Here is a 25,160-nt window from a genome sequence, read left to right as displayed (position 1 = left end):
TTTTATGTAATAAAATAAGTAAGTAACATATAAGCACTGATCATCAATAAAATAATGCCTAATAGTTTTTTGACTAAGTGCGGTGATAATTTACCTCGAATTTTGATTGAGAAAAATCCAGTTACAAAAGCACTTAGTACAACAATAATCACGATCGAAAGATTAACGTAACCGATTTGCCAACCAAAGTGATAAGGTGAGCTTTTTGAAAGATAGCCATAAAGGCTGCCTAATCCACCAATAAACATCATTGCATTGGTATAAGGGGCAATTTGATGGGCTTTAACGGATTTTAGCTGACCAATTAAAGGTGCCATGATTGATCCTCCTCCAATACCCGTCATACCGGCAATAAATCCCCCAAAAGTCGAAAGGCCCATTCCTTTTATGGTTTCATCAGCTGTTGTTTGCTGATTCATTGCATTTTCTTTACTAAAAATAGTACGAATCGCTAATAGCGAAAGGGTGATAACAAATACACTGATGATGGCAATATCAGGCACGTAAAAACTTAATTCGAATCCTAGCTGCACACCAATAATCATGCCAACAGACCAAATGAGCATCGCTTTGTAATTAATTGATACTTTTTGTTTATAGAAATAAATCAAGTTAATAAAGGATGATCCCATTACAATCGTCAACGATGTTGCAGCAATCATTTGCAAAGGAAATTGTGGGAATAAGGTATAGAGAATAGGCACCATCAATACACCGCCACCAATACCAAAGATGGCTGACATGATATTCGTCATGACACCACATAAAATCAAAATAAGAATTAACTGTAAGCTCATTTCAAACTCCTTTTGTGTGGGAGTACGGCGTTATTATTCTTATGGAAAGATAAATAATTTATGATCTTGCTCATAATTGTCGATAAAAACAGACTTTATTTCGATTTTGTGATCCCTCTCACACAATCACTATGACAATTATCATATGCTCTTTACAACCTGAGCAGTAGTCTATAAATGAAATTTAATATTGGCTTCTACAAGGAGGAGCGTATGCTATTAACGGTTTCGAGTTTTCTCATCGTAACGGCTTTAGTGGCTTATGTTTCATGGCTACGTACTAAAAACGATGATTTAACCACCTCGAAAGGTTATTTCTTAGCGGGACGAGGATTAAGCGGTATTGTGATTGGTTGCTCAATGGTGTTGACCTCTCTTTCAACAGAGCAATTGATTGGCGTGAATGCTGTTTCTTATCAAAACAACTTTTCTGTTATTGCGTGGACAGTGCCAACGGTGATTCCGCTTTGTTTCTTGGCACTTTATATGTTGCCGAAATATTTGCGTAACGGTTATACCACCATTCCTGAATTCTTTGAAAATCGTTTTGATCGACAAACACGTTTGATTATGTCTGGATTATTCTTAGTCTTCTATCTTTTAATCGTTATTCCGACCGCACTTTATACTGGGGCGATTGCATTTAATAAAATTTTCAATCTAGAAACTATCTTCGGATTAAATTATGCGCAAGCGATTGTCTATACTGTGATTGCTATCGGTGTAGTTGGTGCGATTTATGCGATTTTTGGTGGGTTAAAAGCGGTAGCCGTTTCCGACACCATCAATGCCGTAATCTTAGTGATTGGTGCATTGCTCGTGCCTGTATTTGCATTGCTTTATTTAGGTAATGGCAGCATTTCAGAAGGGTTTCATATAATTACCACCACTCACGTTGAAAAATGGAACGCAATCGGTAGTGCAACAGACTCTACCCCTTGGCCAACAATCTTTACCGGTATTATGGTTGTTCACTTCTTCTATTGGACAACTAACCAAGCTATCGTACAACGTTGTTTGGGGGCGAAGGATTTAGCATCCGGTCAAAAAGGGATTTTAATTGCAGCACTTTTCCTGCTCACATTACCTATTATTCTTAATTTACCGGGTTTATTGAGTTTCCATATTCTAGGTGAAGGCTTAAATCCAATTGATACATCTTATCCATTATTGGTTAATAAAGTGATGCCGACTGCATTACAAGGCTTCTTTATTGCGGCACTTTTCGGCGCAATTTTAAGTACCTTTAACTCATTCTTAAACTCTGCAGCGACCATTTATTGTAAAGACTTACTACCATCTATCAGTAAAAAACAACGTACCGATCAAGAATTGATCGTCTATGCGAAAAAAGTCTCTACTATTATGGCGATTGTGACCATGATTATTGGCCCACTTTTGATGTTCGGTACAGATGGTATTTTCTTAATCACTAAACGCTTTGCTGGTTTTGTGAATATTCCAATCGTGGCGTTATTTGCTGTGGGTTTGTTCAATAAAACTGTTTCAGGTTTAGCGGCACGTATTGCTTTACTTGTACACGTAGTACTTTATTTCAGTATTGTTTGGGTGTTCAATGTGAAAATTAATTTCGTGTATGTCATGGGCGGATTATTCGTATTTGATGTTGTCTTCATGTTGATTCTAGGTCAATTCTTAAAACGTGAGCCTTATGTGGAAAATACCGTCAATAAAGGCGACGTGGACTTAACCAATTGGAAATATATTAAAGTGACGTCTGTTTCATTGATTCTTGGTTTAATTGCGCTTTATGCTTTCTTATCACCAGTGGGTATTGCTTCATCAGATGGCAATCCAATGTTAGTGTTGGAAGTGTATGCGGTATTACAACTCATTGTGTTGATTGTCTTTAGACCAAAAAATGAAAAATCAGAACATTAATTACATCTTTCTAACCAATTAACAAGCAGGGCGTACATCACGTACGCCCTTAAAATAGATAAGGATTATGTATGAACATTATCTATATTTTACTCGACCAAGTGCGTAAAGATATGCTGGGTGCTTATGGTCACCAGATCGTTAAAACCCCGAATATCGATCGTCTAGCTAAAGATGGGGTGCGTTTTAATAATGCTTTTACACCAGCTTCCGTTTGTGGACCTGCACGGACATCACTCTTTACTGGTTTAATGCCATCCACACATGGCATCATTCGTAATGGTGAAAAAGGCGGTACAGGTGAAGTGAGTGAAGCGGCACCAAATATCGGTAAACTAGATGGCTATAACACCTATGTCGTAGGAAAATGGCACGTTGGGACAAAATCCGTACCAGAAGATTACGGCATTAAAGGGCATAACTTTGATGGTTATGGTTATCCAGGCAGCGGTGTGTATAAAAATTTAGTGTTCAACCAACCGCCAACACATTCTAATCGTTATAAAGAATGGTTAGATGAAAAAGGTTATGAGATCCCTGAAGTGAGTCGTGCTTATTTTGGTGATAACCCACATTTACGGGTGCAAGAGCTTTGTGGGTTACTTTCAGGCACAAAAGAACAAACCATCCCATATTTCATTATTGATGAGGCAAAAAACTATATCAGCCAATCGCTCACTGAAAATAAACCGTTCTTTACATGGATTAATTTCTGGGGACCGCATACGCCTTGTATCGTGCCGGAACCTTATTATTCCATGTATCGAAAAGAAGATGTGGTACTAGATGAAAGTTTCTTCAAACCACTAGAAGGCAAACCAGGACACTATCGTACTATCTCTAAAATGTGGGGAATGTGGGAAGCGAGTGAAGATCATTGGAAAGAAGTCATCACAAAATTCTGGGGTTATATCACCTTGATTGATGATGCAATTGGCGAGTTGTTTGCTTTCTTAGAAAACAAAGGCATTTATGACCGCACTTTTATTGTGGCAACCGCTGATCATGGGGATGCGATGGGCGCTCATCGAATGATTGAGAAAGGGGAGTTCATGTTTGATACCACCTACAACATTCCGATGATTATCAAAGACCCGAATTCAAATCGTGTTAATCAACAAGATGATAATCTTGTCTATCTCCATGATTTAACCTCTACCGTTTATGATTTGGCTAATCAGCCGATTCCTTCTGCCTTTGAAGGGGAAAGTATTTTACCGATCGTTCGTCAACATCAAGATAATCAACGAAAAGGGATATTGGCACAGTTAGCGGGACATTTTGTTTACTTTGAACAACGCATGTGGCACCGTAAAGACTATAAATTGGTGTTTAATGCTTCGGATATTTGTGAGCTTTATGACGTAAAAAATGATCCGGCTGAAATGCATAATTTGTTCTATAAGCCAGAATATGAAGCAGTTAAAAAAGAGATGCTAGAAGAAATGCGTCAAGAAATGAAACGCTTAAATGATCCGCTAGAAAACTGGGTATATCGAATTATTCACGAAGTATAAAAAACAAAGAAAAACTGACCGCACTTTGAAGGACGTTTATGGAAAATTGCTCAATCAAGCCTACTGAGTTATCACATTGTCAGCTCACCGAGTTACATCACTTGCCGAAAGGTTCCTTCTTGTATCAACAAGGTGAGGCGGCACATGAGTTTTATTATGTGCAAGCAGGTTTGATTGGCTTATTTCATACCCTTGAAAATGGCAAGGAAAGCTTGGTGCGGTTATATTCCAAAGGGGATTATTTTGGTTTCCGAACCTTATTCTCCATGATGGATAAACACTATCATTGCAATGCGAAAGTTTTAATTGATGCAGAGATTACTCGCATCAAACCCAATGTAGTGAGCGAATTTTTTACGCATAATATGGTGATGAGTCAATGTTTACTGCAGATCTTGGCAGATGAACTACGCGAAGCCGAAGAGCGTTTAGCAAAAAGTGCCTATTTGCGCACCTTAGATCGTGTGATGGATAGTTTATATTTTCTCAAACAAAACTTTCCTGATTATAATTGGACGTATCGCGAAATTGCGGAATATGCTGGCTGTGAAACCGAAACAGCTATTCGTATTGCGAAAGAACTCAAACAAAACGGGGCATTTGATCGAATATCAGGTCATAAATAATGTTATAACAAAGGATGGTTGATGTCTGTTTTTCCACCACAAGCTCATTTTCACTTAATGGCGAAACCAAGCAGTTTTCACTGTAACATTCAGTGTGAATATTGCTTCTATTTGGAAAAATCAGAACAGTTTGGGCAACATGCGCCTTTTATGTCGAAAGACACCTTAAAACATTACATCAAAAACTATATTCAATCGCATGCAGGCAATGTGGTTGAATTTGCTTGGCAAGGTGGTGAACCCACTCTTTTAGGCTTAGATTTTTATCGACAAGCCGTTGAATATCAGCAGGAATTTGCTCAAGGTAAACAGATCACAAACGCCTTTCAAACCAATGGTATCGCACTTAATCAGCAATGGGCTGCATTTTTCAAACAGCATCATTTTCTCATTGGGCTTTCTATTGACGGTTTAAGTGCCGTGCATAATCGTTATCGTATTTCGGGTAATGGCAATCCTACTTTTGAAAAAGTCGTAAAGGCATTAAATCTGCTTCAAGAATATGGCGTGGAATTTAACACCCTTACAGTCATTAATGATCAAAATTGGCAAAAAGGAAGAGAAACTTATTTAGCACTCAAACAGCTTGGTTCGACTTATATACAGTTTATTCCTATTGTCGAACGTCATGCACAAACACAATTTGTCACTGATTTTTCAGTGCCATCAGAAGGTTATGGGCAATTTCTTGTGGATGTCTTTCATGAATGGTATGAGCATGATGTAGGAAAAATTTATGTGTCTCAGTTTGATAATCTACTTGGACAATGGCTTGGTTATCCTTCTACAACCTGTGTTCATCAACTTACTTGCGGGCAATCGCTTATCACGGAAGCCAATGGCGATGTGTATACTTGCGATCATTTTGTGTATCCCGAATACAAGGTCGGCAATTTAACTCAGCAACCTTTAACAGAGATTGTGTTTTCCAGTAAACAACAGCAATTCGGTTTAGAAAAATCACAAAAATTGACTGCACTTTGCCGTCATTGTGAGTTTCGTAAACTCTGTTATGGCGGTTGCCCGAAACATCGTTTTGTTTCTCTCGAAAATGAACCTAATCCACATAATTATTTATGTGCCTCTTACCGTTATTTCTTTGAACAAACGGCGCCTTATATGCAAGCCATGGCTCGCCAAATTCGGTTACATCCATCAGCCGCTTAAGGTAGAATAGCGCTTTCTACTTTACGTTTTGATTGATATGAATCCTTGGACATTACTCGCTATTTCGATTTGCCTTGAAATTGTGGCAACGAATTTATTAAAAGTCAGCGATGGCTTTACCAAACTTTTACCTACAATAGGTTCATTAACCTTATATGCCATTTCGTTTTATTTTGTCTCTCTTGTGTTTCGTACGCTTTCCGTGGGCTTGGTTTACGCCATTTGGTCGGGAGTTGGCATTGTTTTGACGGCGATTGTGGCGTATTTCGCTTTTGGTCAGAAAATTGATACCGCTGGGCTGATTGGTATGGCATTGATTATCAGTGGTGTTTTAGTGATTAACTTGTTTTCTCAAACGGGACATTAATCCTCCAAATGAAATGTGATCGCGCTCACAAATTTAATTTTTTTCAAAATAAAATTATGTTGGCAATCAATTCATCGCTATAATTCTCCGGCATTTTTAACCGCACTTTGTGCAACTTTAAAGGAAATTCTATGAAAAAATTACTTTGCTCATTATTTGCATTTTCAGCAATTAGCACGGCAATGGCACAAGAAGTAAATATTAAAATATTGGGTACCTCTGATATTCATGGTCGCGTTGTACCTTGGAGCTATGGCGCAGACGTAGAAGACAAATCTGGTTCTTATGCGCAAATCGCAACTTATGTGAAAGATGTGCGTAAAAACAACAAAAATGTGGTATTAGTGGATGTGGGCGATGCGATCCAAGATAACCAAGTTGATGTGTTCGCAAAAGATAAAAAATATTACAAAGATCACCCAATTCCAAAAGTATTAAACGAAATGAAATACGATGTTTTCGTACTTGGTAACCACGAGTTTAACTTTGGGATGAAAGCATTAGATGAAATCTTAAAAGACATCAAAGCGAAAAAATTAACGGCAAATTTCTATTATAAGAAAAACGATAAACGTTATATTGATGCGACAACTATCATTGAAAAAGATGGCGTAAAACTAGGGATTATCGGTTTAAGTACCCCAATGTCAGCAAAATTTGAAGAAGACACGGGCAACTTAAAAGACATGAAATTTACTTCACCAACTGAAGAAGCTCGTACACAAGTTGATAAGTTAAAAGCGAAAGGTGTTGATGCAATCATCGTGATCGCTCACATGGGTATCGACAATGAAAACAAGATTCCAGACACTGGTATGCGTGATGTGATCAATGCGGTAGACGGCATTGATGTGGTGATTGCAGGTCACATGCACAAAGATGTGCCAAGTGAAACCATTAAAAATACACTAATCACCGAACCACACCGTTACGGTACTGTGGTATCTGAAGTGGATCTTACTTTTGATATTAACGATAAAAAAGAAGTGAAATTGGTGAAGAAAGAATCTAAAACTGTTCCAGTTAAAGAACTTGAAGCAGATAAGAAAATTGCCGAAATCTATAAACCTTATCACGAGAAATTACGTGAATTAAACAATGTGGTGATCGGTCAAACCGAAAACGAAATGGTGCCACAAGAGACCAAACACGGTGTATCTGCTGCATTCTCAAAAGATACTGGATTGTCTTCATTCATTAATGATGTTGAACAACATTACAGTGGTGCAGATGTGGTGACTTTCTCTTTTGACCACCAAAAAGCACGCATGAATAAAGGCGATATCAAGAAAAAAGACATCATCTTTAACTATCGTTATGCGGGTGGTGATGTCACTGTTTATGAAATGACCGGTAAACAATTGAAAGAATATATGGAATGGTCGGCTAACTACTTCGATACCATCCAACCAGGTGACACCGAATATCGTTATAATGCGGAACGTAAAAAATCAAAATATGTGACTTACGACATTTTCGGTGGCGTAAATTACAAAATTGACTTACATAATCCACAAGGTAGCAAAATAGTTGATTTAACCCTTGCTGACGGTAAACCGGTAACTGATGATATGAAATTAAAAGTGGGCATGAACTCATATCGTTTCGCTCAATTAAACGGTAAAGGTGGGATTTGGGAAGGACAACAAATTCCTGTACTTTGGGAATCTAAAGTAGCTATGGGTCGTGAAAAAGGCACGATCCAAAATATGATGATCGATTACATCACCAACGTGAAGAAAGGCAAAATCGATGGTCAATCTCACAACCGTTGGGAAATTATTGGATTAAACTAATCTATCCTTTTAAAATTCGATAAAAACCAACCGCACTTTGAGGCAATTGAATCAAGTGCGGTTATTTTTTTCTTTGTTTTCAGCTAAAACTTGTAAATAATCAAGGTAAAATTGAGCTCAACGTAGTAAACTACAAGCACTTTTATCCTTTAGGAGATGACAAATGAAACCTTATTTAATCGCCCCTTCTATCCTTTCTGCAGATCTTGCTCGTCTTGGTGATGATGTGCAAAACGTGTTGAATGCCGGTGCGGATGTGATTCATTTTGATGTAATGGATAATCACTATGTGCCGAATTTAACCTTTGGCCCTGCAGTATGTAAAGCTTTACGTGATTATGGCATTAAAGCACCGATTGACGTGCATTTAATGGTGAAACCGGTCGATCGTATTATTCCTGATTTTGCCAAAGCAGGTGCGGATTACATTACGTTTCATCCTGAAGCCAGTGAACATATTGACCGCTCTTTACAGCTCATTCGTGATCACGGCTGTAAAGCGGGTTTAGTGTTTAATCCAGCGACGCCATTAAGTTATTTGGATTATGTATTAGATAAAGTGGATGTGATCTTGTTAATGTCCGTGAACCCAGGATTTGGTGGACAATCCTTTTTACCTTCAACATTGAAAAAATTACAACAAGCTCGTCGTCTGATTGATGAAAGCGGTTTAGATATCCGTTTAGAAGTTGATGGAGGGGTAAAAGTGGATAATATTGCAGAAATCGCCGCAGCGGGTGCAGATATGTTCGTGGCAGGCTCAGCGATTTTTGGTAAACCAGATTATAAACAAATCATTGATCAAATGCGTACGCAATTAGCGTCAGTAAAATAAAAGGTAGTAGTAATGAAGACTCAATTTAAAGTTATCGGTTTTGATTTAGATGGTACGCTTGTGAATAGCTTGCCGGATTTAGCATTATCCGTGAATTCAGCATTAGCGGATTTTGGTTTTGCCCCTGCATCAGAAGCACAGGTTTTAACTTGGATCGGTAATGGCGCACCTGTATTAATTGCACGTGCTTTAAAATGGACTGAAGAGCAAACGGGTAAAACATTCTCTGAGGCTGAAATCGAGCAAGTGAAAGAGCGCTTTAATGTGCATTATGCTGAAAATCTTTGCAATGTGAGTCGTTTATATCCAAATGTAAAAGAAACATTGGAAACCTTAAAGGCTCGCGGTTATACCTTAGCCGTGGTAACGAACAAACCAACTCGCCATGTTCAGCCGGTATTAGCCGCATTTGGTATCGATCATTTATTCAGTGAAATGCTTGGTGGGCAATCATTACCCGCGATTAAACCACATCCAGGCCCATTGTATTATTTATGTGGTAAATTTGGCGTAGAACCTCGCCAAGTGTTGTTTGTAGGTGACTCTCGAAATGACATTCTCGCGGCACATTCAGCAGGTTGCCCGGTTGTGGGATTAACTTACGGATACAACTACAACATCCCAATTGCGGAATCAAATCCAGATTGGGTGTTTGATGACTTTGTGAAGTTATTAGAGATTCTTTAATTCATCTTAAAGTGTAAAGTGCGGTCAAAAATGACCGCATTTTTTTCTTAAACCTCCCACCAAATCAACGCCCATTTGCGTTGTCCGTGTTTTATTGGTTCATTGTTTATTTGTTTTTGTTGATAGAATTGAGCCAAATCTTGTTTTTCTTTTTCAGTGAGATTGCCGAGAGAAAACTCCACAGAATTTAATAAATCTTCAAAGGTGTCACCTTGGAAATGGCCTGATTCAGTTTCAATAAAACTCACATTCGCGTAAATGCCTTTTTGGTGAAGACAATTAACTAAATAGATATAAGTTGGAAAGCCCACATCATCATGACCAATTGCTTCAAATACGCCTTCATCGAGAAAATGGCGTTGTGTTACCGAAGTTAAAAAGACCCGCTTTTTTGCCTTACTTTGCAGCTTTTCAATCATGTCATCCAAATCATCGACAAGCGTCGAGCGAGAGGCGAGAATTACATCCGCTTGAGGCACATCATCCCAGTTATCTGACCATGATTTATGTAGAAGCGTAATATTATTCAGTTGATGCTTTTCTTTATATTGTTGCACCATCTCTAACATGCCTTGGCTGTAATCGAGGGCATACACAGCTTGGCATTGTTGGGCTAAAGGAATTACAAAAGTGCCGGGGCCACAGCCGATATCTAATACCGTTTCATTGGGTTGTACATTCATGGCTTTAAGTAAGATCTCGTTATAACGGCTTGGTTTGCCCACTAAGTTCTCAGCCATTTTAGAGGCTTTTTTATCCCATTTTGTCGGTGGAAGATTATAGTGATTACAGGCTTTCAGATGTTGTTGATAGAGATCGTTGAAATTAATGTCATTGATGATCATAGTGGCGCCCCAAAGTGCGGTTAGTTTTTGGATTGTTTTTAAATTGCTTGATGATTATATGCTTTCTCCCACGGAAAATCATTTGAAAATGATTGACGCAAACGTTTTCGTTTTGGTGTATTTTCCTTTATAATAGCCCGCGATTTTTACCTCTAACACAACTCAAAGGTACCCGTATGTTTCAAACTTTTCGTGGCTCACCCGCCCTTTCTGAATTTCGTATCCAAGGCTTAATGCAAAAATTCCAACAAAATCAATTACCGGTAATATCGGTTTATGCGGAATATTTGCATTTTGTGGAATTAAATCGACCGCTTGTTAGCGAGCAGGAAGCTAAGTTAAAAGCATTGTTACATTACGGCCCAACCTTGGCTGAACACGACGCCAAAGGAGAAACCTTTATCGTGATTCCTCGTGTCGGCACGATTTCTTCTTGGTCTTCTAAAGCAACGGACATTGCGCATAACTGTGGTTTAAGTGAAGTGGAGCGTATTGAGCGTGGTTTGGCGTATTATTTTGAGTTAAGCCAACCGCTTGATGAAAAAATAACTGAAAAATTGACCGCACTTTTACACGATCGAATGATGGAAACCGTGGTGCGTCGTCCTGAAGATGCAGAGATCTTATTCCGTCATCAAGATCCGAAACCGTTCAAAACTGTGGATATTTTAAAAGGTGGACGCGAAGCTTTGGTGACAGCCAACGTAGAATTAGGTTTGGCACTGGCAGAAGATGAAATTGATTATTTGGTGGAAAACTTCACCCAATTAGGGCGCAATCCACACGATATTGAACTTTATATGTTCGCACAAGCCAACTCTGAACACTGCCGCCATAAAATCTTTAATGCGGATTGGATTATTGACGGCAAAAAACAGGATAAATCCCTGTTTAAAATGATTAAAAATACCTTTGAGAAAACCCCTGATTTTGTGCTTTCAGCCTATAAAGATAATGCTGCAGTAATGGAAGGCTCAAAAGTTGGTCGTTTCTTTGCAGACCAAGATGGACAATATCGTTACCACAACGAAGATGCACATATCTTAATGAAAGTGGAAACTCACAACCATCCAACGGCGATTTCGCCATTTCCAGGTGCCGCAACAGGTTCAGGCGGTGAGATTCGTGATGAAGGTGCAACCGGTCGTGGTGCAAAACCAAAAGCAGGTTTAACCGGTTTCTCCGTATCAAACCTTGTTATTCCAAACTTTGAGCAACCTTGGGAAAATCCGCTTTCTAAACCAAACCGTATTGCTTCTGCCTTAGATATTATGATTGAAGGCCCATTAGGTGGCGCTGCATTTAACAATGAATTTGGTCGTCCTGCGTTATTGGGTTATTTCCGTACCTATGAAGAGAAAGTCAACAGCTTTAACGGTGAAGAAGTGCGTGGTTATCACAAGCCGATTATGTTAGCGGGCGGTATTGGTAATATTCGTGGTGAACACGTTCAAAAAGGCGAAATCCCCGTTGGTGCGAAATTGATCGTATTAGGTGGCCCAGCCATGAACATCGGCTTAGGCGGTGGTGCTGCTTCTTCCATGGACAGCGGGAAATCAAAAGAAGATTTAGATTTTGCTTCTGTTCAACGTGAAAACCCAGAAATGGAACGCCGTTGCCAAGAGGTGATTGACCGCTGCTGGCAATTAGGTGATGAAAACCCAATTCTCTTTATTCACGATGTGGGCGCAGGCGGTTTGTCTAACGCCATGCCTGAATTAGTGCACGATGGCGAACGTGGCGGTAAATTTGATTTACGCTCCATTCTTTGCGATGAAAAAGGCATGTCACCATTGGAAATTTGGTGTAACGAATCGCAAGAACGTTATGTCTTAGCGGTTGCGCCAGAAAAACTCGAATTATTTACCGCACTTTGTGAACGTGAACGTGCACCGTTTGCGGTCATTGGTGAGGCAACGGAAGAGAAACATTTAACCTTGCATGACGGCCATTTCGACAATAATCCAATTGATTTGCCAATGAATGTGTTATTAGGCAAAACCCCAAAAATGACGCGTGAGGTTTCATCAAAAACTGTCGAAAATCGACCGCTTGCAACGGAAAATATTCAATTAAAAGAAGCTTTCCATCGCGTATTACGCTTACCGGTGGTGGCAGAAAAAACTTTCTTAATCACCATTGGCGACCGTACGGTAACCGGTATGGTGGCGCGTGATCAAATGGTCGGCCCGTGGCAAATTCCGGTGTCTGATGTAGCCGTCACAACCGCGTCATTAGACAGCTATCACGGTGAAGCCATGGCAATGGGCGAACGTGCACCGGTGGCATTATTAGACTTCGGGGCTTCTGCACGTTTAGCGGTGGCTGAATCCATTACCAACATTGCGGGTACCAACATTGGCGATATTAAACGTATCAAACTGTCTGCGAACTGGATGTCTGCAGCGGGTCATGGTGGTGAAGATGCCGGGTTATATGAAGCGGTGAAAGCAGTCGGCGAAGAACTTTGCCCAGCATTAGGCATTACCATTCCAGTGGGTAAAGACTCTATGTCGATGAAAACCACTTGGGAAGAAAATGGCGAGAAAAAATCAGTTACCGCACCGCTTTCTTTAGTGATTTCCTCTTTTGCGCGCGTGGAAGATGTGCGTAAAACCGTGACACCTCAATTACGCACAGACAAAGGCGCAAGCCGTCTATTGTTAATTGATTTAGGCGAAAGAAAAAATCGCTTAGGCGCGACCGCACTTGCGCAAGTGTATAAACAATTAGGTGACAAACCAGCCGATGTGGTGAACGTAGCCAAACTGAAAAACTTCTTCGATGCAATGCAAGCATTGGTGGCAGAGCGTAAATTATTGGCTTACCACGATCGTTCAGACGGTGGTTTAATTACCACGATTGCAGAAATGGCATTTGCGGGTAACTGTGGCGTGGATGTGGATATTTCTGCATTAGGCGACAATGATTTAGCCGTGTTATTCAATGAAGAATTAGGTGCGGTAATCCAAGTGTCAGAAAGTGAATTAAGCGCGGTGCGTGAGGTATTAAAAGCCCATGACTTGCTTGGTTTAACTCATGAACTCGGTTCTGTTAGTACAGAAGATCGTTTTGAAATCACACGAGGCAGTAAAAAACTATTAAGCGAAAAACGTTCTGAATTACGCGGTATTTGGGCAGAGCTCACTAACCAAATGCAACGCTTACGCGATAATCCAGAATGTGCTGATCAAGAATTTGAAACGAAAAAAGCCACAGACAATAAAGGTTTATCTGCTCACTTAACTTATGATGTAAATGAAGATATTGCTGCACCTTACATCAGCAAAGGCGTGAAACCGAAAGTAGCCGTATTGCGTGAACAAGGCGTAAACAGCCATGTTGAAATGGCGGCAGCGTTTGACCGCGCTGGCTTTGCGGCGATTGATGTTCACATGAGCGATTTAATGACAGGCCGTTATAACTTAAACGATTTCAACGCGATGGTGGCCTGTGGTGGCTTCTCTTACGGTGACGTATTAGGCGCAGGTGGCGGCTGGGCGAAATCCATTTTATTTAACCCACAATTACGCGATCAATTCAGCCAATTCTTCGCCAATGAAAACACCCTTTCATTAGGCGTATGTAACGGCTGTCAATTTATCTCCACCCTGGCAGAAATCATCCCAGGTGCGGAAAACTGGCCACGTTTCGTGCGTAATAAATCAGAACGTTTTGAAGCGCGTGCTGCGATGGTGAAAATCAACGACACCAACTCATTGTGGTTTAAAGGCATGGCAGGTTCCCATATGCCGATTGCGGTTTCTCATGGTGAAGGACGCGTAGAATTTAAAACACCTGAGAATTTGACCGCACTTCAAGCGCAAAACTTGATTGTGGCACAATATATCGACAGTCATTTAAACGTGACTGAAACCTATCCGGCTAACCCGAATGGCTCAGCATTAGGTATTACTGCCATTTCTAACGTCGATGGTCGTATCGCCGTGATGATGCCACACCCAGAACGTGTATTCCGTGCGGTGAGCAATTCATGGTACCCAGAAGATTGGTCTGAAGATGGTGCTTGGATGCGAATTTTTAGAAATGCGAGAGTGAATTTCAAATAATGTGAAATTGATCACGGAAAATTAATTAAAAATAAGAGATACTAAGCAATTGGTATCTCTTTTTTATTGCATAAATTTTAGTAATAAAAAATGCCAACAATATTAGAGAGTAATATTGTTAATGTTTATATAAAAATTCTTGGGCATTATGCCCGTTATATCTATTGAACTATATGAGGAGTTCTTAATGAGTAGTTTAGTTACATTGCTAGCTAATATTGTTGCGCCATTGCAACGTCAATTTATTAACTTTATCCGCATTGCGATTTGTGTGGTGATGGTTTGGATTGGAGGTTTAAAAGTTTGCCAATATGAGGCCGATGGTATTGCACACTTTGTGTCAAATAGTCCTTTCTTAAGCTTCCTTTACAAAAATGGAGCGAACATGGTAGAAAATGATAAGGGTGTTTTAGTAAAAGAATATACCTTATACAAAAACCCTGAAGGCAAAATGGTCGCAAAAAATATTGAATGGCATAAAGCTAATGGCACCTATACTGCATCTTATATTATTGGTGCGATGATCGTGACCATTGGTATTTTAGTATTAGCGGGAATTTGGTCTCCAACACTCGGTTTATTTGGAGGCTTGCTCACCTTTGGTATGTCGATAGTCACGCTGTCGTTCCTGATATTTACGCCAGAAACCTGGGTGCCTAATTTAGGCGGGGACTTCCCAACACCTAATTATGGCTTCCCATATCTCTCAGGTGCAGGCCGACTCGTGATTAAAGATATTATTATGATGGCAGGCGGCTTAGTTGCTGCAGCTGAATGTGCGAAACGCTATTTAGAGAATAAAAAGCGATTTGCTTAATTAGTTTATTTAAAAGGCTTGCTGGGATAAATGGCAAGCCTTTTTTGTTATTAAAAATTGATGAATCATGTATCGTATATTCCAGTGTAGAGAATAATTCATGCTATCCAAAATGTGAGCATCAAGGATAGTTGCTTAAATGTGGGTTTTAGGTATGTTGGGTATTGTATTAGGATGATTTTGGATTATATTATTGGAGAATAATTTTTATCCATCTTTATATTAATAAGGACTATTTATGTCAAAAAGAATTCAAGGGAAAATTAAGAAATTATTGGCGAATAAACGTTCTGGATTTATTCATAAAGTAGAGGGGGTTTCTGAAAAAGATTTTTATTTTATAGAGTCTAATTTAAGTAGTATCAGCTTTGAACAACTATCAGAAGGAATGGACGTTAGTTTTATTCCCAACATATCTGATGAACAATGTTATGCTAATAGCATAGAAAGTACGATTCCTATTGGTATTCAGCAGAGCCGAATAAAAATAATTAATGTAGAAAAAGAAAGTGGATTTATTCTTAGTGTAGATGGAAAGAGAGATATATATTTCCAAAGAGCTAATCTTATTGATGGATTATCTTTTTCATCTCTAAATAAGGACGATATTGTTTTTTTTGAGATTAGAGTTGGTAAGGATGGCTTTCTATCTGCAATAAATATAAGAAAAGATAATTCACTAGTTGGAGGAAAAACGAATATTACTTTAATGGAAACAATACATAACATCATAAAGACAGTAAGGGATAATGCTAATCTGATTTCAGATCCATATGTCTTTGAAGATTATTGTTTTACAATATTAAAACTACTAGGGTTGACTGATACATATCAATATCCAAGAGCTAAGCAAGCAGGAAATGCAGATGGGTTCTTTAAAATTAAGGCTCTTGAAGTTCTTTATGATTGTACATTGTCCGAGTATTATCAGGATTACAAAAAAGATCAGATAGAAAATTATATTGCTAGGTTAAATAAGACTCAAATAACTATAGATACTAAAGAGATTAGTCTCAACACAACTAACAATAAGCAAGTGTGGATCATTACTAAAAATAAAACTAGAATAATCAAAGATAGTGATAATATCTTGGTTAAAGAAATATCATTGAATGATTTAATTGATGTTTTAGAAGAAAGATTAAGTAATTTAAAATATGATAATTTAATGACTAGATTATTAGAGTTAGGAAGTTAAGTTTATCAATTAATAAAAAGAGCGGCCAAAAATCACAATGAATTTTGATCTGACCCCAAAAAGTTAGACTGTTATTTAAAGGATTGTTTTCGATATTGTACCGGACTCAGTCCTTTTAATTTTAGTTGAATCCGTCGGTGGTTATAGTAATCCAAATAATCCCTGACGGCTTCAACTATCTCTTCTTTTGTTTTAAATTCCCTCTTGTAAAAACATTCTGTTTTTAATCGTCCAAATAAACTTTCCATTGCGGCGTTATCTAAGCAATTCCCTTTTCTCGACATACTTTGAATGATGCCATGTTCAGCCAAGATTCGACGATAAGCCACCATTTGATATTGCCATCCCTGGTCTGAATGTAAAATGACACCACAAGCTTTATTTAATCCTTTGACGGCTTGGATTAACATGTCCTCTACTTGCGCCCAGTTTGGGGAATAGCTGAGATTATATGAAACTATCTCATTGTTAAATAAGTCTAAAATTGGGGATAAATAGACTTTGCTCCCATCTTTCGCCTTAAACTCGGTGATATCGGTCACCCATTTTTGGTTCGGGGCCGTTGCACTAAAATCGCGTTCAAGATGATTAGGAGCAATCACCCCTATCGTGCCTCGATAGGTCGTAAATTTCTTGCTTTTTCTTGACCGCACTTGAAGCCCAAGTGTCTGCATTAAACGTTGAACTTTTTTATGATTCACGCCTGGCAAGCAGGCATGAACACGTCGGTAGCCATAATCAGGATGATTGGCTTTGATGCGTTTAATGGTCTTTTTCAATAACTCATCCTTATCCGGTTTAATCTGAAGTTTAGCAAAAAACGTACTACGCGCTAATTGTGCAAAGCCTAAAAGCCATTTTAACGGATAGCGTGTTCTTAACCTTTGGATAATTTCCGTTGCTCGGCTTCGTCCTGAAGTCTGAGCCTTCTCAACTCCTTTAGGTAGGCTACCTCCGCTTCAAGCTGTAAAATTCTCAGGCGTAAACGGTCTTCTTCAGTTTTGGGTGGCGGTGGCATTTTTGCATATTTGGGTTTCATCGGCGGTCGTCCTGATGGTTTACGGGGAATAAGTCCTTTTATGCCACTTTTTTCAAACCGTTTCAACCATGTTCCGACTAAGGCGTTGGAAGGAATATTGTAAAAACGCGCAGTTTCTCTAATACTCATTTTCCCATTCAAAATAGGTTGAAGAACCTGTAATTTAAATTCGATTGTGTAGTGTTTACCCATAAAAAAATCTGCACCTCAATTGTTGGTTTGTTGAGTCCAACTTTTGGGGTGCAGATCATTTTGACCGCTCTTTTATTACTTTTACTTACGTATTATTTTTGTTTTTTCAAAAATTCAACGCCAGTATCTGGGAAGTCGGTGAATACACCAGTTGCACCAGATTTATTCAATAATGCATCGTACATTTGATTTACATCAGTGAAGAATTCAGGTAACGCATCTTTACGTACAGTGTATGGGTGTAATTCGACTTTGTATTGTGCGAGTTCTTTCACTAATGGGGTATACACGATATTGCCTGGTTTAGATTTTTCTTTATCTACTAGCATGTACCAGCCCGGGCCAACGCCGTCAGCATATTTCACCACTTCTGCCATTGCGCCTGGTTTGAACATCCAATCGTAATCGTAGTTCACCCATTTGCCTTTCACATCTTTTTCTTCAGTTTCATGCCAGTCGGTGTATGCCACTAATTGAACAAGTTTTAAATCCATGCCCATTTTTGGTAGCAATTCGTTTTTAATACGTTTTAACTCATTGAAGTCGAAGGTTTGTAAGTAAACCATGTCAGATTTCTTGTCGTAACCGTATTTTTTCAACACTTTAAGGGTTTCAACTGCAATGTCTTTGCCATTTTGGTGGTGGAACCAAGGTGCTTTGATTTCAGGGTAAATACCCACTTTTTTACCGGTAGATTTTTCTAAACCTTGGATGAATTCTAACTCATCTTCAAAAGTATGGATTTTGAAGTGTGATTTCCAAAGTGGGAAACGACCTGGATATACTGCAACTTGTTTACCATCTTTAGTTTCAAAGTTTTCAGTCATATTTAAACTTTGAATTTCTTTTAAGGTGAAGTCGATTACGTAGTAACGACCATCTTTACGATGACGATTTGGGAATTTTTTCGCCACGTCGGTTAAGCCGTCTAAGAAGTGATCATGGATAACCACTAAACGACCATCTTTTGTCATCGCTAAGTCTTGTTCTAAGTAGTCTGCATGCTGTGCAAATGCAAGCGCTTTAGATTCAAGCGTATGCTCTGGTAAGTAACCACTTGCACCACGGTGAGCAATGATAATTTTGTCTGATTTCATCGTGTCCACAGAAGAGTGTGCGCTACATCCTGCAAGTACGCCTGCAGCTAATAAAGAAAGCGCTAAAGTTTTGAGTTTCATAAGCATTTCTCCTTGAAAGTGCGGTTAAAAATTCAGTTGTTTTTTTGTAATAAAAAAGGCGACAAGCCTTCGCCTGTCGCCTTTAATTTATAGATTATTTACCGTAGGTATCGCCTAATTTCGCTTTGTGTTTGCCTTCTTCAACCATTACGATGAAGAGTAATAACACCGCTAAGACACCACCACCGATCATGACGTAGAAACCGCCGTCCCAGCCATAGTGTTGTGCTGCCCAACCGATAACAGCTGATGCTGAGACAGTACCACCTAAGTAACCGAATAAACCGGTGAAACCTGCTGCTGTACCTGCTGCTTTTTTCGGTGCAAGCTCAAGCGCGTGTAAGCCGATTAACATTACAGGGCCGTAGATTAAGAAACCGATTAAGGTCATTAAGATGAAGTCAGTTAATTGATATGGGTTTTCATACCAAGCTGCATAGTTTGCAAGTTCTGCTTCTGGTGTAGCTGGGTTCATCCAGTATGCTACTACTGCTAAAGTCGTTAAGATCATGAAGATAAAACCGGTTAAACCACGTTTACCTTTGAAGACTTTATCAGATACCCAACCACAAAGTAATGTACCTGGTACAGCGGCTAATTCATAAATGGTATATGCCCATGCAGTACCTTTGATGTTGAAATGTTTTATTTCACTTAAGTAAACCGGAGACCATTTTAATACGCCATAGCGAATTAAATATACAAATACGTTAGCCAGTGCGATGTACCATAACAATTTGTTTTTTAATACATAAGTGACAAAGATTTCTTTTGTACTTAAATCGTTTTCGTAAGTTTTTTCGTTATAGTCATCAGGATAGTCATTACGCCATTTCTCGATTGATGGTAAACCACAAGATTGTGGTGTATCACGCATGACAAAATAAACGGGAATAGCACAGATCATTGCAGCAATACCCGGATAGTAGAGCGATTGTTGCCAAATGTCTTTTGCCTGAGCCTCGATGCCATGAGTACTGAAGAAGATAGCACTCGCTAATAGCACCATTGCACCTGGCATCATGCCACCGATGTTATGCGCTGTATTCCAGATAGATACGATAGTACCGCGTTCTGATTTAGACCACCAGTGTACCATGGTACGACCACATGGAGGCCAACCCATACCTTGGAACCAACCATTTAAGAAGATCATTACCCACATGATGGCAATGCCTGAGGTTGCCCATGGGAATAAACCCATCATGGTCATACAAAGACCAGAAAGCAATAAACCAAATGGTAAGAATACGCGAGGGTTAGAACGGTCAGACATACCTGCCATGACGAATTTTGATAAGCCGTAGGCAAGACCAGCTGCTGAGCCGATAACACCGAGTTCCGCTTTTGAGTACAAGCCGGCTTGAATTAAACCAGGTTGTGCTAAGTCAAAGTTTGCACGCACAAAATAGTAAGCGGCATAACCAAAGAAGATCCCTGCAAACACTTGCCAACGTAAGCGTTTATACGTGGAATCAATTTTCTCCGCTGGAAGTTCCGCAATATGCGGTGCGGGTTTAAATGGTCCAAACATTATTTTTTCTCCAGTTTGTCTTAATTATAAGTTCCCGATCTTTATATCAGGGAAGGGTGAATGATAAAAGAAAAATAAAAATTGAAAAGAAAAATAATTTAAAAATGTGATGTATTTCACAAATTTTATTTTCAAAAAAAATGAGCGAATTCGAAAATAATGTGATCTTGTTCACAAAATAGTTTTCTTTTTCGCTCAAAGCATTGTTAATTTTACTACACTTTCATACAATAACCTTAGACTTAATGTCTGTTTGTTTATTTTCCTTTTTTATTCATTTTGGGCTGGAGGGAAACAATGGGATTATCACCTAATATGTATCGCGATGTGGGCGATTTTTCACCTATCTCGACGGATGTGATTATCATTGGTGGTGGTGCGACGGGGGCAGGTATTGCTCGTGACTGCGCATTGCGTGGAATTAACTGTATTTTATTAGAGCGTCGTGATATTGCGACAGGCGCAACAGGTCGTAACCACGGTTTGTTACATAGTGGGGCGCGTTATGCGGTAAACGATCAGGAATCAGCAGAAGAATGTATTAAAGAAAATAAAATTCTGCGCAATATCGCTCGTCACTGTGTGGATGAAACGGAAGGTTTATTTATCACCTTACCTGAGGATTCTCTCGATTATCAAAAAACTTTCATCGAAAGTTGTACCAAATCTGGTATTGAGGCTGTCGCCATTGATCCTAAACTTGCCCAGATTATGGAACCATCAGTGAACCCCGATTTAGTGGGTGCTGTTGTTGTGCCAGATGGTTCAATTGATCCTTTCCGTTTAACAGCTTCTAACGTGATGGATGCCATTGAGAATGGTGCAAAAATGTTTACCTATTGCGAAGTGAAAAATTTAATTCGCGAGGGGGGCAAAGTGATCGGGGTAGATGTTTACGATCACAAAAATCGTGTAAATCGCAAATTCTTTGCGCCATTAGTCGTCAATGCAGGTGGTATTTGGGGACAAGGCATCGCAGAATATGCGGATCTTAAAATCAAAATGTTTCCAGCCAAAGGCGCATTACTTGTCATGGGACACCGTATCAACAAAATGGTGATTAACCGTTGTCGTAAACCAGCGGATGCGGACATTCTCGTTCCAGGTGATACCATTTGTGTTATCGGTACAACCTCTAGCCGTATTCCTTACGATCAAATTGATAACATGGAAGTGACTCCAGAAGAAGTGGATATTCTTTTCCGTGAAGGGGAAAAACTTGCGCCGAGCTTGCGTCATACTCGCGTATTACGTGCTTATGCAGGCGTGCGTCCGTTGGTGGCGACAGATGATGACCCATCTGGTCGTAACGTAAGTCGTGGTATTGTGTTACTTGACCACGCAGAACGTGACGGCTTAGACGGCTTTATCACCATCACGGGTGGTAAATTAATGACTTATCGCTTAATGGCAGAATGGGCAACGGATCTTGTTTGTAAAAAACTCAATAAAACAGCACGTTGTACAACCGCTGAGCGCCCATTACCAGGTTCAACCGAAAGCCGTGCAGAAACTAATCAGAAAGTCATTTCACTTCCAAGTACGATTCGTTATTCAGCGGTGTATCGTCATGGTTCTCGTGCCACTCGCTTATTAGATAAAGAACGTCTTGATCGTTCAATGGTGTGTGAATGTGAAGCCGTTACTGCGGGTGAAGTACGTTATGCCGTTGATGAATTAAATGTGAATAACTTAGTGGATCTACGTCGCCGTACTCGTGTGGGGATGGGGACTTGCCAAGCTGAGCTTTGCGCATGCCGTGCTGCTGGCTTAATGAATCGTTTTGAAGTGGCAACGCCTCGCCAATCTACCACACAATTAACCTCTTTCATGGAGGAACGTTGGCGTGGTATTGAGCCTATTGCATGGGGTGAAGCGATTCGTGAAGCCGAATTTACTTCATGGATGTATGGCAGTGTGTTGGGCTTAAATGATGTTCAACCGCTTGAAACTGACAAACAGCAAGGGACGGATAACAATGAATTTTGATGTAGTGATTATTGGTGGTGGCCTTGCAGGTTTAACTTGCGGCATCGCCCTACAAGAACAAGGCAAACGTTGTGTCATTATTAATAACGGCCAAGCGGCGATTGATTTTGCATCCGGCTCATTAGATTTATTAAGCCGTTTACCAAATGGTGCGTTTGTTGAAAATATTTCTGAAAATTTGACCGCACTTTCCGCTCAATTACCACAACACCCCTATAGCATCATGGGGGCTGAACGTGTATTAGCGAAAGCACAAGATTTCGAAAAATTAGCGGAATCGTTAAATTTAGATTTAATTGGCTCAAGTGCAGAAAATCATCTTCGCGTAACGGGTTTAGGTAGCTTACGTGGTGCATGGCTTTCACCAAATAGTGTGCCAACTGTACAAGGCGAAACACCATTCCCGTATAAAAAAATTGCGGTTTTAGGCATTGAAGGCTATCACGATTTCCAACCAGAATTATTGGCGGATAACCTTACACTCAATCCACAATTTGCTCATTGTGAAGTGAAAACAGGCTTTTTAAATATTCCTGAATTGGATCAGTTACGTGCAAATTCGCGCGAATTCCGCAGTGTAAATATTGCACAAGTTTTAGAATATAAACTGAAATTTGATGATCTGGTGGCTGAAATGAAAGAAGCAGCCAAAGGCACTGAAGCAATTTTCCTACCAGCTTGTTTCGGTTTAGAAAATCAAGAGTTTATGGAGTCACTTCGCAAAGCAACTGGCTTGCCATTATTTGAATTACCAACCTTACCGCCGTCTTTATTAGGTATGCGCCAACGTATTCAATTACGCCATCGTTTTGAGAAATTAGGCGGACTCATGATGAATGGTGATAGTGCATTAAAAGCGCATTTTGATGGTAACAAAGTTCGCGCTATTCAAACGCGTTTGCACGAAGATGAAGAAATCACGGCAGAGCATTTCGTCTTAGCTTCTGGCAGTTTCTTCAGTAAAGGTTTAGTTTCTGAATTCGATAAAATCTACGAGCCCGTATTCCATTCTGACATTATCGGTGTGGAAGGCTTTAACGATACCGATCGTTTTACTTGGACAGATCACCGTTTCTCAAATCCACAACCGTACCAATCTGCAGGTGTGGCGATTAACGCGCAATGCCAAGTGAAAAAGAGCGGTCAATTTTTAACGAATTTATATGCGGTGGGTAATGTGATTGGTGGTTTCAATGCGCTAGAACTCGGTTGTGGTTCAGGCGTGGCAGTGGTAACAGCGCTTGCTGTTGCGGATGAAATTCTTCACAACATACATTAAGGAGGCGTTATGAACATTCAACAATTAATTGAAAATGCAAAACAATCCCTTAATGCACCACAACATCATGATGCCTTTGATGAAAGCTTCGAGAGCTGCATTAAATGTACGGCGTGTACAGCAGTATGTCCGGTTTCGCGTCAAAATCCAAACTATCCAGGTCCAAAACAATCAGGCCCGGATGGTGAGCGTTTACGCCTAAAATCAGCTGAGCTTTATGATGAAGCATTGAAATACTGCACTAACTGTAAACGTTGTGAAATTGCCTGTCCATCTGATGTAAAAATTGGTGACATTATCGTTCGTGCAAGAAACAAATACCTTGCTCAACAACACAAGCCAACCGTGCAAAAATTACGTGATGCGATTTTAAGTAACACCGATATTATGGGTTCACTTAATACACCGCTAGCACCGATTGTTAATACCATCACTGGTTTGAAAGCGACAAAATTTGTGTTGGAAAAAGCATTGAAAATTAGCCGCCATCGTACGTTACCAAAATATTCCTTTGGTACGTTCCGCAGCTGGTATATGAAAAAAATGGTGGAAAGCCAACAAAAATTTGAACGCAAAGTGGCCTATTATCACGGTTGTTATGTGAACTACAATAATCCACAATTGGGTAAAGAATTTATTCAAGTGTTCAATGCTATGAATATTGGCGTGGTGTTATTGGAAAAAGAAAAATGCTGTGGCTTGCCATTAAGCGTGAACCAATTCCCAGAACGTGCGAAGAAAATAGCGCAATTTAACACTGATTACATTAGCAAAATGGTGGATGAAAATGGCTTGGATGTGATCAGCGAAGCATCAAGTTGTACCTTAAATTTACGTGATGAATATCATCATATTTTAGGTATCGATAATGCGAAAGTTCGTCCGCATATTCACATGGTGACACCATTCTTATATCAACTCTTTAAAGAAGGCAAAACCTTACCGCTTAAACCATTGAAATTGCGTGTGGCTTATCATACCGCATGTCACGTGGATAAAGCAGGTTGGGCACCATACACCTTGGAAGTGTTAAAACAAATTCCAGGCTTAGAAGTGGTGATGTTGCCATCACAATGTTGTGGTATCGCGGGAACATACGGTTTTAAAGAAGAAAACTACGAGGTTTCCCAATCTATCGGTAAAAACTTATTCGATAACATCAATGCAGGCGGATTTGATTACGTGATCTCTGAATGCCAAACTTGTAAATGGCAGATCGATATGTCATCTAATGTGACTTGTATCCATCCATTGACCTTATTGTGTATGTCGATGAATCAAGCTTAGTGAAAAGAGCGGAAACTGATAAAAAAGTGACCGCTCTT

General features: G+C 39.6%; 20 protein-coding genes. 14 read left to right on the top strand and 6 right to left on the bottom strand.

Going from position 1 to position 25,160, the window contains the following annotated elements; genetic code table 11:
- Positions 1-2: 2 nt before the first annotated feature.
- Positions 3-797: a sulfite exporter TauE/SafE family protein gene (locus EL215_RS01900; RefSeq protein WP_126469837.1), complete on the bottom strand. Its 795-nt coding sequence runs from the start codon at positions 795-797 to the stop codon at positions 3-5.
- Between the two features lie 213 nt (positions 798-1,010).
- Between EL215_RS01900 and EL215_RS01895 the strand changes: the two genes are divergently transcribed.
- From EL215_RS01895 to EL215_RS01860, 8 genes are all read left to right on the top strand, one after another.
- A complete protein-coding gene (locus tag EL215_RS01895; RefSeq protein ID WP_126469836.1) occupies positions 1,011-2,699 on the top strand; it encodes a solute:sodium symporter family transporter in 1,689 nt (562 codons plus the stop codon).
- Positions 2,700-2,770: 71 nt separating this feature from the next.
- On the top strand, positions 2,771-4,216 hold the full coding sequence (locus EL215_RS01890) for a sulfatase family protein (protein WP_126469834.1): 1,446 nt from the start codon (positions 2,771-2,773) through the stop codon (positions 4,214-4,216).
- Positions 4,217-4,254: 38 nt separating this feature from the next.
- Positions 4,255-4,842 carry a Crp/Fnr family transcriptional regulator gene (locus tag EL215_RS01885; protein ID WP_126469832.1) on the top strand — a complete coding sequence of 196 codons (588 nt, stop codon included), beginning with the start codon at positions 4,255-4,257 and terminating at the stop codon, positions 4,840-4,842.
- Between the two features lie 21 nt (positions 4,843-4,863).
- The gene (locus EL215_RS01880) at positions 4,864-6,009 is read left to right on the top strand and encodes an anaerobic sulfatase maturase (protein WP_126469830.1); all 1,146 of its coding nucleotides are present in this window, start codon (positions 4,864-4,866) and stop codon (positions 6,007-6,009) included.
- 37 nt (positions 6,010-6,046) lie between these two features.
- On the top strand, positions 6,047-6,376 hold the full coding sequence (locus tag EL215_RS01875; RefSeq protein WP_014064309.1) for a DMT family transporter: 330 nt from the start codon (positions 6,047-6,049) through the stop codon (positions 6,374-6,376).
- 131 nt (positions 6,377-6,507) lie between these two features.
- On the top strand, positions 6,508-8,172 hold the full coding sequence (locus EL215_RS01870; RefSeq protein WP_126469828.1) for a bifunctional metallophosphatase/5'-nucleotidase: 1,665 nt from the start codon (positions 6,508-6,510) through the stop codon (positions 8,170-8,172).
- 163 nt (positions 8,173-8,335) lie between these two features.
- On the top strand, positions 8,336-9,007 hold the full coding sequence (gene rpe, locus EL215_RS01865; protein ID WP_049357791.1) for a ribulose-phosphate 3-epimerase: 672 nt from the start codon (positions 8,336-8,338) through the stop codon (positions 9,005-9,007).
- A gap of 12 nt (positions 9,008-9,019) precedes the next feature.
- On the top strand, positions 9,020-9,694 hold the full coding sequence (locus tag EL215_RS01860) for a phosphoglycolate phosphatase (RefSeq protein WP_126469826.1): 675 nt from the start codon (positions 9,020-9,022) through the stop codon (positions 9,692-9,694).
- A 47-nt stretch (positions 9,695-9,741) separates the two neighbouring features.
- Here the strand turns inward: EL215_RS01860 and EL215_RS01855 are convergent, their stop codons facing one another.
- Entirely contained in the window at positions 9,742-10,539 is a 798-nt protein-coding gene (locus EL215_RS01855) for an SAM-dependent methyltransferase (RefSeq protein WP_126469824.1), read from the bottom strand.
- A 176-nt stretch (positions 10,540-10,715) separates the two neighbouring features.
- On the opposite strand from EL215_RS01855, the gene purL reads away from it, so the two are divergent.
- The 3 genes from purL (at position 10,716) to EL215_RS01840 (ending at position 16,624) form a co-directional block, all read left to right on the top strand.
- Complete coding sequence (gene purL, locus EL215_RS01850) at positions 10,716-14,609, top strand: phosphoribosylformylglycinamidine synthase (protein ID WP_126469822.1); 3,894 nt, start codon at positions 10,716-10,718, stop codon at positions 14,607-14,609.
- A gap of 187 nt (positions 14,610-14,796) precedes the next feature.
- Positions 14,797-15,426, top strand: coding sequence for a YkgB family protein (locus tag EL215_RS01845; RefSeq protein ID WP_126469820.1), 630 nt, complete (start codon positions 14,797-14,799; stop codon positions 15,424-15,426).
- Between the two features lie 238 nt (positions 15,427-15,664).
- A complete protein-coding gene (locus EL215_RS01840) occupies positions 15,665-16,624 on the top strand; it encodes a cold shock domain-containing protein (RefSeq protein ID WP_126469818.1) in 960 nt (319 codons plus the stop codon).
- Between the two features lie 71 nt (positions 16,625-16,695).
- On the opposite strand, the gene EL215_RS01835 is transcribed toward EL215_RS01840, so the two are convergent.
- The 4 genes from EL215_RS01835 to glpT all read right to left on the bottom strand — a co-directional run bounded on the left by EL215_RS01835 (position 16,696) and on the right by glpT (position 20,567).
- The gene (locus EL215_RS01835; protein ID WP_232013324.1) at positions 16,696-17,514 is read right to left on the bottom strand and encodes an IS3 family transposase; all 819 of its coding nucleotides are present in this window, start codon (positions 17,512-17,514) and stop codon (positions 16,696-16,698) included.
- On the bottom strand, positions 17,502-17,855 hold the full coding sequence (locus EL215_RS01830) for a helix-turn-helix domain-containing protein (RefSeq protein ID WP_126469813.1): 354 nt from the start codon (positions 17,853-17,855) through the stop codon (positions 17,502-17,504). The genes EL215_RS01835 and EL215_RS01830 overlap by 13 nt, the downstream gene beginning before the upstream one ends.
- Before the next feature lie 92 nt (positions 17,856-17,947).
- Positions 17,948-19,033 (bottom strand): glycerophosphodiester phosphodiesterase, encoded by a 1,086-nt coding sequence (glpQ, locus tag EL215_RS01825; protein ID WP_126469811.1) that lies wholly within the window; start codon positions 19,031-19,033, stop codon positions 17,948-17,950.
- A 94-nt stretch (positions 19,034-19,127) separates the two neighbouring features.
- A complete protein-coding gene (gene glpT / locus EL215_RS01820) occupies positions 19,128-20,567 on the bottom strand; it encodes a glycerol-3-phosphate transporter (protein ID WP_126469809.1) in 1,440 nt (479 codons plus the stop codon).
- A 297-nt stretch (positions 20,568-20,864) separates the two neighbouring features.
- Between glpT and glpA the strand changes: the two genes are divergently transcribed.
- Genes glpA through glpC form a run of 3 tightly spaced genes read left to right on the top strand, consistent with a single transcriptional unit; the run spans position 20,865 to position 25,122 of the window.
- On the top strand, positions 20,865-22,556 hold the full coding sequence (glpA, locus tag EL215_RS01815) for an anaerobic glycerol-3-phosphate dehydrogenase subunit A (protein WP_126469807.1): 1,692 nt from the start codon (positions 20,865-20,867) through the stop codon (positions 22,554-22,556).
- On the top strand, positions 22,546-23,835 hold the full coding sequence (glpB, locus tag EL215_RS01810) for a glycerol-3-phosphate dehydrogenase subunit GlpB (protein ID WP_126469805.1): 1,290 nt from the start codon (positions 22,546-22,548) through the stop codon (positions 23,833-23,835). The genes glpA and glpB overlap by 11 nt, the downstream gene beginning before the upstream one ends.
- Positions 23,836-23,844: 9 nt before the next feature.
- Positions 23,845-25,122: an anaerobic glycerol-3-phosphate dehydrogenase subunit GlpC gene (glpC, locus tag EL215_RS01805; protein WP_049357807.1), complete on the top strand. Its 1,278-nt coding sequence runs from the start codon at positions 23,845-23,847 to the stop codon at positions 25,120-25,122.
- Positions 25,123-25,160 lie beyond the last annotated feature (38 nt).

Source organism: Haemophilus parainfluenzae (assembly GCF_900638025.1).
Classification (GTDB): domain Bacteria; phylum Pseudomonadota; class Gammaproteobacteria; order Enterobacterales; family Pasteurellaceae; genus Haemophilus_D; species Haemophilus_D parainfluenzae_J.
Note: the sequence above shows the minus strand (reverse complement) of the source record. Positions and strands in the feature narration are given on the sequence as shown.

What these genes read in the sequence shown, in the direction of transcription:
- EL215_RS01900 (WP_126469837.1), bottom strand. Translation starts at nt 797, where the DNA reads ATGAGCTTACAGTTAATTCTTATTTTGATTTTATGTGGTGTCATGACG.
- EL215_RS01895 (WP_126469836.1), top strand. Translation starts at nt 1,011, where the DNA reads ATGCTATTAACGGTTTCGAGTTTTCTCATCGTAACGGCTTTAGTGGCT.
- EL215_RS01890 (WP_126469834.1), top strand. Translation starts at nt 2,771, where the DNA reads ATGAACATTATCTATATTTTACTCGACCAAGTGCGTAAAGATATGCTG.
- EL215_RS01885 (WP_126469832.1), top strand. Translation starts at nt 4,255, where the DNA reads ATGGAAAATTGCTCAATCAAGCCTACTGAGTTATCACATTGTCAGCTC.
- EL215_RS01880 (WP_126469830.1), top strand. Translation starts at nt 4,864, where the DNA reads ATGTCTGTTTTTCCACCACAAGCTCATTTTCACTTAATGGCGAAACCA.
- EL215_RS01875 (WP_014064309.1), top strand. Translation starts at nt 6,047, where the DNA reads ATGAATCCTTGGACATTACTCGCTATTTCGATTTGCCTTGAAATTGTG.
- EL215_RS01870 (WP_126469828.1), top strand. Translation starts at nt 6,508, where the DNA reads ATGAAAAAATTACTTTGCTCATTATTTGCATTTTCAGCAATTAGCACG.
- rpe (WP_049357791.1), top strand. Translation starts at nt 8,336, where the DNA reads ATGAAACCTTATTTAATCGCCCCTTCTATCCTTTCTGCAGATCTTGCT.
- EL215_RS01860 (WP_126469826.1), top strand. Translation starts at nt 9,020, where the DNA reads ATGAAGACTCAATTTAAAGTTATCGGTTTTGATTTAGATGGTACGCTT.
- EL215_RS01855 (WP_126469824.1), bottom strand. Translation starts at nt 10,539, where the DNA reads ATGATCATCAATGACATTAATTTCAACGATCTCTATCAACAACATCTG.
- purL (WP_126469822.1), top strand. Translation starts at nt 10,716, where the DNA reads ATGTTTCAAACTTTTCGTGGCTCACCCGCCCTTTCTGAATTTCGTATC.
- EL215_RS01845 (WP_126469820.1), top strand. Translation starts at nt 14,797, where the DNA reads ATGAGTAGTTTAGTTACATTGCTAGCTAATATTGTTGCGCCATTGCAA.
- EL215_RS01840 (WP_126469818.1), top strand. Translation starts at nt 15,665, where the DNA reads ATGTCAAAAAGAATTCAAGGGAAAATTAAGAAATTATTGGCGAATAAA.
- EL215_RS01830 (WP_126469813.1), bottom strand. Translation starts at nt 17,855, where the DNA reads ATGGGTAAACACTACACAATCGAATTTAAATTACAGGTTCTTCAACCT.
- glpQ (WP_126469811.1), bottom strand. Translation starts at nt 19,033, where the DNA reads ATGAAACTCAAAACTTTAGCGCTTTCTTTATTAGCTGCAGGCGTACTT.
- glpT (WP_126469809.1), bottom strand. Translation starts at nt 20,567, where the DNA reads ATGTTTGGACCATTTAAACCCGCACCGCATATTGCGGAACTTCCAGCG.
- glpA (WP_126469807.1), top strand. Translation starts at nt 20,865, where the DNA reads ATGGGATTATCACCTAATATGTATCGCGATGTGGGCGATTTTTCACCT.
- glpB (WP_126469805.1), top strand. Translation starts at nt 22,546, where the DNA reads ATGAATTTTGATGTAGTGATTATTGGTGGTGGCCTTGCAGGTTTAACT.
- glpC (WP_049357807.1), top strand. Translation starts at nt 23,845, where the DNA reads ATGAACATTCAACAATTAATTGAAAATGCAAAACAATCCCTTAATGCA.